This window comes from Nostoc sp. DedSLP03, assembly GCF_034530815.1.
GTDB lineage: Bacteria > Cyanobacteriota > Cyanobacteriia > Cyanobacteriales > Nostocaceae > Nostoc.
The window spans coordinates 1-10,580 of record NZ_JAVRCK010000154.1 but is presented as its reverse complement, the minus strand read 5'-3'; the positions used below and the strand labels follow the sequence as shown (position 1 = coordinate 10,580).

Below are 10,580 nucleotides of genomic sequence, written 5' to 3'. Positions count from 1 at the left end.
CATCCCTACCTCACTTTAAAAGATGTTGGTAATGACAAGCCTTTATAAGGGGGGATTAAGGGGGGTAAAACGTATGTGGGACAAGCATTTAAGCTTAAGTTGATACTAATGCACCACTGTAATGTCCCTACATCTATTTCAACTGATTTGAGATCGAAGTAACATCAACGGCCAATTTTTTACCCAACTTGAGCAACTGAAGACACTGATTCTCTGCTTCATTACCAAGGCTAGTAATACACATCGGTGCTATCCGACTTTGCAGACAACTAAAATATAATTCCTGCGATCGCTGTAGGGAAATATGAATATTTAGTTGATCCCCGACATCAATCAATCGTTCCAACAGTTGGATATCTGCATTAAAGGTATCATTGGCATCGTGCAACAGTTGCCAGAGCGATCGCGCAATTAACTGTTCTAACATTTGCTTACCGTCGGGAATATTCAGCCGACAACGCAAATGTTTTGCTTCAGTGGCGATCGCCTCCAATTCTAAGATGTGATTGCAACTCTTTTGGGGATCGGCAATCTCTTGCTCAAGCGATCGCAATGTCATCAGACAGCGATGCCCTAAAGCAATATCTGCTGCAACTTGCAATTCTTGCGGTACTGCGATTTCATCACGATGAAACGCCATCAGCACACCGTAATTATCACGGTAGGCTTGAGTATATAACTGTCCTAAACGTGCCAGTGTTTCCTGACTCAACAGCCGCATAATCCGGTGGCGTTCTTCAGCAAATAGATTTTGCAAGTTAAAAGCTTCTTTTCCAAATAGCTGTGTCATCGCCAAGATCGTATGAGCCGCACTAGCTTGTTTTAGGGCCCCAAACAGCTTTTCTTTTAATTTGCTGTAGTCACGCCGCCCAGTAAATTGTTGAATGCCACAGTGGAAATCCCAGCCTCCCAAATGTAGGACTGCAAATACCAAATGCTCACTTTCCCAAGTAATCTCTGATACCAGCTTTAAATTTCCCACAGCCAGAGTTAGCGATCCCATACGTTGCAGTTGGTAATCTAGCTCATTGGCAGCATAGCAATAAACCCGCTTCTGGTAACGTTGAGACTGTTTGTCAGCAGCATCTTTTATCGTTAGAGAATTGTGCGTTTCTGCTGGTTTCTGATTGGTAAACAGGGAAGTAATGGCATAATGGGCTGCAACTTGCTTAAAGCCAAGTTGAGCAGTTAACACTAGTTGCCGATAAATTTCTGCACCGTGTTTGAACTGATCCACATTACTGGGGGCTAAACCTAGATGTTTGACGAAGCCTTTTTCCAGTTGCACGCCGGCCACTTCCCCTGCCAATTCCAAAGCACGGGCGGCATAGCGCAGAATTTGTGTCCCTTCTGGACGGGAAATTTCTTCAAAAAACCAGCCGCAACTAGTGAACATTAACAACGCGTGACGCTGCATTTCTAACAAACGCAAAGCGTCTACTTGTTCGGCTGCGGTTAGTTTGTGGGTTTGATGACGGGCTAAGAAACGGTTGACATTGGTAGCAGAGCGATCGCGTATTACTTGGATATATTCATCTCGCGCTAGCCAGGGATCGCGAAATAACTGTCTACCATGTTCTGTATACACTTCAGTTAGCCGATCCCGCAGCCAATTTAGGGCATCCCGCAGTGGACGACGCCATTTCTGATGCCAAACTGAGCCTTCCCCACCGCAACCACAGTCATCCTCCCATCTGCCGACACCGTGGGCGCAACTCCAGGCTGTGACTGACTTTAATTCCACTTCCCAACTGGGAGAATTTAAGCTCAGGTAGTGGGCGAAGTTTGTCACCGTCCAACCTTGTTGAGGAAACTCTTTGGTAAAGGCGTAGGCTAAAGTTTTCTCTGTTCCCTTTTTGTGATGTCCGAAGGTTTCCCCATCTGTCGCCACAGAAATTAGCTGTGCCAGACGATGATCCCCACGCACTGCCGAACCGATACGTCCGGTAAAGTGACTGGAATTATAAACGACATCACTAAAACCCATATCCCGCGATATCGGCCCATCGTAGAAGAAGATATCAATGTAGGGTAATTCTTCTGTACTACTATCGTTGGGGCTAGTGGCGATCGCACTCAGAGGTGAAGATGAAGTGTCTAATGTGGGCTTCAAATAACAACGATAAGGACGGGTAGAATCAATCTGACTACCGCCGACTTCGATCCATTCAGGATGGAGACGATCTGGAGTCGGCAGGGGACGGCAACGCAGTGCTTGAGATGGTGCCAGGACAATGAAGCGAATACCCTCAGCCACAAGAGCTTCTAGGGTGGCGTAGTCTACAGCAGTTTCTGCTAGCCACATCCCTTCGGGATCGCGGCCAAAGCGGGAGCGGAAATCTTCTTTACCCCAGCGAATTTGGGTATATTTGTCGCGCTCGTTCGCCAGAGGCATGATGATGTGATTGTATACTTGCGCGATCGCATTACCGTGACCATGCAAGCGTTGGCTACTCTTGGCATCTGCCTCTAAAATCCGCTGATAAACTTCCACATCGTAGCGTTCTAGCCACGACATCAGCGTTGGGCCAATATTAAAACTGAAATACTCGTAATTATTGACGATCCCCACCACTTCGCCTTGGTCATTTAAGACTCTGGCAAAGGCGTTTGGACGATAGCATTCCCAATGAATCCGCTCATTCCAATCATGGAAAGGTGCAGCGCTCGGTTGGCGTTCAATTGCGTCCAGATAAGGGTTTTCCCTTGGTGGCTGGTAAAAATGACCATGCACCGTCACATAAACACCATTAGCCTTTCTTAGGGGATCGGTTTCGTGAGCGTTTTTGGGATCTGAATGTAATGTTAACGTTGAGCCAGAGCTAGCTGGCATTTCAGCAGCAGAAGTCATGTATATTTATCCAAAACAAAAAACTTACAGTTGCACCGAAAACATTGTGCATAAACCTTTCTCCAATGGTTTGAGCGCAAAATCCGGTATAAACAACAACTATGAAATCTAACTAAATTTTTGACAAATCTTCCTCATTGTAGTGGCAAATCTGCGTTATCGCCCAGCCCTTTCCCTGAAGGCTTAAATGTAATTAGCCATTGAACAAAGACTTAGTTAGGGGTTTCTTCGTTAGTAGCGCCAATTAAAATTTTAATTGTCTTTTAATATATTAAACCCCATTTTTGGTGTAATATTTTGGCTCAAATTCATAGTTTTGCAACAAAAGATTACGAAAACTCATTATATCGCAATTTTGCTTTACACAACATCTACAGCGGTGAACGGAAAACAGTACAATCTCTGAATTGTTCTACAGGCGGTTGAGAGTACCATATCGGAGTGCTGAGTGAAAGTGATTAGTTAATTCAACACTCCAAATTTGAAACTTAGGATTGCTCGCTGTGAATGATACCCTCAACTTAAGACAACAAATGTCAACCAAAAACATTATTCTTTTCGTTTTACTACTGTTCATCCCGGTTTCTGTAGCAGCCCACTTTCTGGAGTGGGGAGAATTGGCAGTTTTCATTACAGCCGGATTAGCCATTCTGCCCTTAGCAGCTTGGATGGGTACAGCGACAGAAGAAATTGCTGTCGTAGTTGGGCCATCGCTGGGGGGCTTGTTAAACGCCACCTTTGGCAATGCTACAGAATTAATCATTGCCCTAGTAGCGCTGAACGCTGGGTTAATAGATGTAGTTAAAGCCAGTATCACGGGATCGATTATTAGCAACTTACTACTAGTTATGGGTTTTTCCATGCTTTTGGGAGGACTGCGCTACAAAGAACAGACATTTCAGCCAATTGTGGCGCGGGTGAATGCTGCTTCGATGAATTTGGCAGTGATTGCGATTTTGATGCCAACAGCAATGAACTATACTTCTCAAGGAATTAACGAACAAACATTGCAAAATCTTTCTATTGCTGTTGCCGTAGTTTTAATTTTGGTTTACGCCCTAACGCTGCTATTTTCGATGAAAACCCACTCCTATTTGTATGATGTGGGTGTAGCGGAAACAGAAGAAGAGGAAACCCCTCACGCGAAACCAAATATGATTTTGTGGGTTGGCGTGTTGCTAGTATGTACCTTGCTAGTGGCAATTGAGTCAGAAATGCTAGTAGATTCTCTGGAAGTGGCTACATCTCAGCTAGGTTTAACGGCGCTGTTTACAGGGGTGATATTAGTTCCCATCGTCGGTAACGCGGCTGAACACGCTACAGCAGTCACCGTGGCGATGAAAGATAAGATGGATCTTTCACTTTCGGTAGCTGTGGGATCGAGTATGCAAATTGCCTTATTTGTTGCACCCGTATTAGTTATAGCAGGGCGGGTATTGGGGCAACCAATGGATTTGGATTTCAAACCTTTTGAATTAGTCGCTGTAGTTGTGTCAGTGTTGATTGCCAACAGTATTAGTTCCGATGGAAAGTCTAATTGGCTAGAAGGCACTTTGTTATTAGCTGCTTATACAGTATTGGGGTTCGCTTTCTTCTTCCATCCAGTTATGGAAGGTATGGGGTAGTTAGCAGGGCAGAAGTCAGAAAGAGGAAAAGGGGCAGGGAGCAGGGAGCAGGGGGAAACCCCATAAATCAATTTACTTTCTCTGTACCTTTTTATTTCTGCTAAAAAGTTCGTAGTAAGGAATTTAGTCCTTATCCTTATCTTCTAAGCACGCTTTGTGCTTATTACAAACCCTCAAAACTAGCTTATTGTACTAGTTAGTGCGACGCCAATAGCGTACTCCTTCGGAGAAGCAAGCTACGCGCAGCGTCTCGTAGAGAAGCGTTAGCGAGTCCGCGTTCGCTTTTAGCGTCTCGTAGAGAGCGTCATAGCCCGTCGTAGAGATTGCTCATATTTTAACGAATTCGCAAAAGTCTCCACCCTTAACGCCAGTAAAATAAAGAGATATAAGAGCGATCGCCTATATGAGCTACTGCCTTAACCCTCATTGTCCTAAGCCTGAAAATCCCAATCATGTCAATTTTTGCGTGACTTGCGGTTCCAAGTTACTCCTCAAAGAACGTTACCGTGCTATCAAACCAATCGGACAAGGTGGTTTTGGCAAAACTTTCTTAGCTGTGGATGAGGATAAACCTTCAAAACCACGCTGCGTAATTAAGCAATTTTATCCTCAATCCCAAGGCACTAACACTCTGGCAAAAGCCGTAGAGTTATTTAATCAAGAAGCGGTGCAGTTAGATGAATTGGGTAAACATCCGCAAATTCCCGAACTACTGGCATATTTTACCCAAGAAGCTCGGCAGTATCTTGTACAAGAATTTATCGACGGGCAAAACTTAGCTCAGGAATTGGCACATAGAGGTGCTTTTAGTGAAATAGAAATTTGGCAACTATTAAACGATTTATTATCAGTTTTACAATTTTGTCACGCAAAACACGTAATTCACCGCGATATTAAACCAGAAAATATTATTTTACGCGAGAGCGATCGCAAACTAGTATTAGTAGATTTTGGTGCTGCTAAATCTACCACTGGCGCTGCCTTAAATAAAACTGGTACTAGTATTGGTAGTCCAGAATATGTTGCCCCTGAACAAATGAGAGGTAAAGCTATTTTCGCCAGCGATATTTATAGCTTGGGTGCGACTTGTATTAATTTATTAACAGTGCGATCGCCCTTCGATTCTTATGATACCAGCAACGATACTTGGGTTTGGCAGCAATACTTAAAAACTCCTGTTAGTAATCAGTTGAGCCGCATTCTCAACAAAATGCTAGAAAGTATTCCAATTCGGCGTTATCAAACTGTAGAAGAAGTTCTCAAAGACTTGAATAAATACTCGCCAGCAGCATCAAAGCCAGCGATCGCACCAAAACCGACCCCTCAATCACCACCAAATTCTTCACCTGCTTTTGTATCAAAATCTCCTAGTCAAATTGAGAAAGAATTAGAGGAAATGAAAACCCAATTTATGGGTGGTAATAAACCTCAACCAAATAAAATACAGCCACCAAACCCGACACCTCAGCCTTCTAGTAAAAGTAAAATAGATGAAGAATTAGAAGAATTAAAAGCCAAATATCTTGGCAAGAATAACCCTTAAAATCAATAAGATATAAAGCAATACAATTCAGATAAGACCAAAAAAATTGTAGAGACGGCGATTTATCGCGTCTCTAAAACCTCGGCCACCCAGTAAGCAAAGACAAGCAAGATTTCCACCCCAAAAGATAAGTAATCAAGCAGACATAATATTACTTAACTTTTAACTCAGCATTAAAAAGAAAGTGACTCCGAAACTCAGAGCCACTTGTAAGATTTATTCTGAAACAATCTAAACTTTCCCAATAAATTGAGACTTTAGATGTGTGAAAGCTTACTTCTTAGCTTCAGCAATAGGTACCCATTCAGTGTGGAAAGTTCCGGGCTTATCAAGACGCAGGTAGGTATGTGCGCCGAAGTAGTCGCGTTGTGCTTGAGTTAGATTTTGGGGCAAGCGATCGCGGCGATAGCTGTCAAAATAATCCAAGGATGCGCTAAATGCGGGTACTGGAATTCCTAATGTTGCGGCTGTTGCAATCACTTCCCGCCAAGCAGTCTGTCTGTCGAGAATTGTCTGCTTAAATTCGGGAGCTAACAGCAAGTTAGGCAAAGCTGGATTTTCGCTAAAAGCCTTTTTAATTTTATTCAAAAAGCGAGCGCGAATAATACAACCACCTTTCCAAATCCGCGCCATTTCGCCCAAGTCCAAATTCCAGTTATATGTTTTTGAAGCTGTGGATAGCAACGCCATCCCTTGAGCATAAGAACAGATTTTTGAGCAATAGAGAGCATCGCGTACTTTATTGATAAAGTCCTTGGTTTGCCCTTCATACTTACCACTAGGGCCTGTAAGGGCTTTAGATGCTGCAACCCGCTCCTCTTTAATCGAAGATATAATCCGGGCATTAACTGCTGCTGTAATTGTGGGAATAGCAACTCCCAATTCCAATGCAGTTTGCACAGTCCAGCGTCCAGTTCCCTTTTGACCTGCTGCGTCAACAATCAAATCCACCAGGGGTTTTTTTGTTTCTGGGTCAATATATGGGAAGATATTCTTCGTAATCTCAATCAAAAATGAATCGAGTTCATCGGTGGTGTTCCATTCAGCAAACACCTCATGTAACTGATTATGGTCTAATCCAGCGACATTTTTCAGCAAGTCGTAGGCTTCAGCAATTAACTGCATATCGCCATACTCAATGCCGTTGTGTACCATTTTCACATAGTGGCCAGAACCACCAGGGCCAATGTAGGTTACACAGGGGCCATCATCGACTTGGGCAGCAATTTTGTTGAAAATTGGCGATAGATACTCGTAAGAGCTTGTTGTACCTCCAGGCATCAGTGAAGGCCCATTTAGCGCTCCTTCTTCACCGCCACTGACACCCATACCAAGATACCGAAGCCCAGCGGGTTCTAATTCCTGAGTGCGGCGTTCCGTATCTTCAAACCAAGAGTTACCACCGTCGATAATGATATCGCCTTCCTCTAACAAGGGTTTGAGTTGAGCAATCACCGCATCTACTGGCTTACCAGCTTGCACCATTACTAGAATTTTGCGGGGACGTTCCAGTAAGGCAACGAATTCTTCTAGAGTAAATGCGGCTTTGACGTTCCGTCCTGTAGCACGCTGCGCCATAAACGCATCCGTTTTTTCTCGGGAGCGGTTGTAAACTGCAATTGGGAAGCCATTGCGCTCTACGTTTAGAGCGATGTTCTCACCCATAACGGCTAATCCAATCACACCAAAGCTTTGTAGTGTCATAAAAAATTTCTGGCTAACTCTTGCAGATCCTTTTACTTTAAGGGTAGTCCGATATTTTCCCTTCTCCCCTAAAGAAGACCTTAAGACTTAATCTAAACGACAAAAATCCACAACTAACATGGATAATTAATTTTAAATTGTATCTAAATCAACAATTGACTGGCAAAATTTGCAAAATTGTTAGTTTAGGAACTGGGTACTGGAGGCTGGGGATTAGGGACTAGGGACTAGGGACTAGGAAGGAATTTAATTTACTAAACTAAATTAGTTTTTCTTCTTAATACCTAATACCCAATCCCCATTACCCCTTATCCCCTTCAGGGGCCCCACCTTCCCCAATACCCAATCCCCAGTCCCCAATCCCTAGTCAAAGGAGTAACCAAATAATGCTGGCATTTGTCCTAGCTTTGGTGGTCGGTCTTGGTAGTTTAGCCATTTACATAGCAGCTTTCTTTTTTCCCGAAATCCACCGCAAGAATGACTTTATCTGGAGTGGCGTAGGATTATTCTACGCTTTAGTCTTATGGGTGTTTGCACCACGCATTACTGGAGGTTTGTTGCTGGGTCATGTGGCTAGTGTGGCTCTTTTGGTCTGGTTTGGCTGGCAAACTCTATCATTACGTCGGCAATTGACTCCACAGGCACAACAAACCCAAGTACCCAGTGCTGATACAGTAAAAACTGGCATTCAAGAACAGGTTAATAAGTTGTCCCTTCAGGAACGGCTGGGCCAGTTGCAAAAAGGTCTTGGTAGTACCTTCAGTGGCGCGAAAGACAAAGTGCAACAGACTGTGAGTAAAAAAACACCCACAACCCCCAAACCTGAAGATATTACCTCTGTACTGTCAGAGAAACCTGCTATTGAGATTATCGACAAAACTATTGTCACACCAGAACCACCAGCAGAGGAGACAGTTACTACCGACACCGAAGCAAAAACCGAGAGTGTACCGGAAGCAATTCCCCCACATCCCCCATCTCCTGAATTGGTAGAAGCAGCGCAACCAGATTTTGAAATTGAGGATAAGCAACCGATTCCCGTAGAAGACATTGCGCCGGATGCGGTACTCGCTCCCCCAGCAGAAACGCCACCTGAGCAAATACCGCCTAATCAAGACAGTTAAATTCTGTCAAACCCAACGTTAACCTAATATAATGTTGGGTTTCACTATTTCCATTAGGCTATTTTAGGGCTAATTTCAAACGCTAATTCAGAACGGTAGAAGCACACATCAAACGCTAAAAAGAAATTGCGGTAAATAAGGCTAGGTACTTAATGCACCTAGTTCTGGATTTACCTCAGTAAATGCAAATCTAACTTTATCAACCATGTGTTGCCGCTTTTTCTTCTGCTAATGCCTTCGCTAAAACAGCAGCAGCTTCAAAAGAATCATATAAGCCAAGACTAGCTACTTTGTCCTCAGCATCCAATGGAACTAAACTTGATTCCTTCAACAATTCGGTTGCCAGTAAATGCATTAGTAAAAGTTTATCAGTGTGGGATAATTCTTTAACTAGCGGTATGAGGTCGGTAAGAAGCATAAGTTAAGGCTTTAATGAATTTAGATAAATTTTAGAGCATAGTTTGGGGAACGCTCTTAACTAACTAGAGATAAAAATTATGAACATCCAACTTAAGGCGGAATACGAGCAATTTATACAAACTCGAATTGCTACAGGTAGATATGAAAATGCTGAAGATGTGATTGTTAAAGCGTTGAAACTGCTGGAAGAATGGGAGAAGGGTTATCAGCAATGGGAAGAAGAAACCCAGAAAAAAATAGCTGTTGGGCTTGCTTCTATTGAACGTGGAGACGTAATAGATGGTGAAGTGGTAATGACGCGACTCTCAGAAAAGTTACGCAAAGCGCGTGAGACTCAAGGATAATGGAATATTTTATTGCCAAAGAAGCAAGCCAAGATTTAGATGAAATTTTGGATTATTTTCTAGTTAGCAATATCAACGCAGGGGAAAGATTTATTCAAGGATTTAATAAGAAGTGCCAAAACATAGCTCAATTCCCAAATATAGGACGAAGCTACGCCAATTTTGATCCAAGCCTTAGAGGAATACCCTTAGATGGTTACATTATTTTTTATCGAGTTTTTAAAGATAGTGTTGTAATTGTGCGGGTAATTAGCGGTTATCGGGATTTAAAATCTATATTTACAGATGTGGACAATCAATAGATTTTTGAGTTGTCCAATTTAGACTGTTTCTCTTTTGGCAGAATATATTATTGCAAAATCTGCAAAGTATATGTTTGAACAGAAAGCCCTTGCTGGTTAGCTTGTTGTGCAAGATCCTGTTCTAATTCTGGTGGCAAGTTCAGGGTTAAGGTCATAAGTCTCTTTTGAGTGACAACATATATTTTAAACCTGCCAAACCAGAAAATTTCAGATTACTTACGGATACGGAGATATCCCTGAAAGACTATCGTCTTGTATTCTCTCTACGGGTTTTCTCTACATGGGCTTTACGTGTCAGCAATTGCAAATTATCGATGGTAGTTAAACCACACTCAGACATAGGTTTAATGTGATCGATTTGAAAATCTTTCCGCATCTGAGTTTTAACTTTACTGATTGCACAAGTTATAAACCCTTTTGCATCTGTGTGCTTGGCGAATACAGCATTTTTAATTTTTCTGTATTCAACAATATCTCGCTCTTTGATTTCATATAGAGTTAACTTCTCTATTGGTACAGTATCAGGAATTACACTTGGTATTGATATGGATACATTACCGTATATATCTGGATTAGTAATCTTCCTAATTTCATCATCTAATTGCTTCATGAAATATACCCCTCTTCTGTCACTCTCCGGAATAAGCAAATAGTAAAAAAGCGAAAT

At 42.6% G+C, this 10,580-nt stretch carries 9 protein-coding genes; 5 read left to right on the top strand and 4 right to left on the bottom strand.

The genetic code is table 11. The features are described from left to right. Nucleotides 1–133 precede the first annotated feature (133 nt). The gene (locus tag RM368_RS36790; RefSeq protein WP_322698634.1) at nt 134–2,851 is read right to left on the bottom strand and encodes a DUF3536 domain-containing protein; all 2,718 of its coding nucleotides are present in this window, start codon (nt 2,849–2,851) and stop codon (nt 134–136) included. Nucleotides 2,852–3,384: 533 nt separating this feature from the next. Between RM368_RS36790 and cax the strand changes: the two genes are divergently transcribed. Together cax and RM368_RS36780 are read left to right on the top strand one after the other, a co-directional pair. After that, nucleotides 3,385–4,476 carry a calcium/proton exchanger gene (gene cax / locus RM368_RS36785; protein ID WP_322698633.1) on the top strand — a complete coding sequence of 364 codons (1,092 nt, stop codon included), beginning with the start codon at nt 3,385–3,387 and terminating at the stop codon, nt 4,474–4,476. Between the two features lie 403 nt (nt 4,477–4,879). Beyond that, nucleotides 4,880–6,019 (top strand): serine/threonine-protein kinase, encoded by a 1,140-nt coding sequence (locus RM368_RS36780; protein ID WP_322698632.1) that lies wholly within the window; start codon nt 4,880–4,882, stop codon nt 6,017–6,019. Between the two features lie 273 nt (nt 6,020–6,292). Here the strand turns inward: RM368_RS36780 and gndA are convergent, their stop codons facing one another. Then, nucleotides 6,293–7,723, bottom strand: coding sequence for an NADP-dependent phosphogluconate dehydrogenase (gene gndA / locus RM368_RS36775; RefSeq protein ID WP_322698631.1), 1,431 nt, complete (start codon nt 7,721–7,723; stop codon nt 6,293–6,295). Between the two features lie 386 nt (nt 7,724–8,109). Between gndA and RM368_RS36770 the strand changes: the two genes are divergently transcribed. Continuing rightward, nucleotides 8,110–8,847: a Ycf66 family protein gene (locus tag RM368_RS36770; protein WP_322698630.1), complete on the top strand. Its 738-nt coding sequence runs from the start codon at nt 8,110–8,112 to the stop codon at nt 8,845–8,847. A gap of 199 nt (nt 8,848–9,046) precedes the next feature. Here the strand turns inward: RM368_RS36770 and RM368_RS36765 are convergent, their stop codons facing one another. Beyond that, nucleotides 9,047–9,265, bottom strand: coding sequence for a hypothetical protein (locus RM368_RS36765; protein WP_322698629.1), 219 nt, complete (start codon nt 9,263–9,265; stop codon nt 9,047–9,049). Between the two features lie 79 nt (nt 9,266–9,344). Between RM368_RS36765 and RM368_RS36760 the strand changes: the two genes are divergently transcribed. Beyond that, nucleotides 9,345–9,611, top strand: a complete 267-nt coding sequence (locus RM368_RS36760) for a type II toxin-antitoxin system ParD family antitoxin (RefSeq protein ID WP_322663338.1) — start codon at nt 9,345–9,347, stop codon at nt 9,609–9,611. After that, complete coding sequence (locus tag RM368_RS36755) at nt 9,611–9,913, top strand: type II toxin-antitoxin system RelE/ParE family toxin (RefSeq protein WP_322698628.1); 303 nt, start codon at nt 9,611–9,613, stop codon at nt 9,911–9,913. The genes RM368_RS36760 and RM368_RS36755 overlap by 1 nt, the downstream gene beginning before the upstream one ends. A 244-nt stretch (nt 9,914–10,157) precedes the next feature. On the opposite strand, the gene RM368_RS36750 is transcribed toward RM368_RS36755, so the two are convergent. Further along, nucleotides 10,158–10,580, bottom strand: a 423-nt coding sequence (locus tag RM368_RS36750; RefSeq protein WP_322698627.1) for an HNH endonuclease signature motif containing protein, incomplete at its 5' end; no start/stop codon positions are given.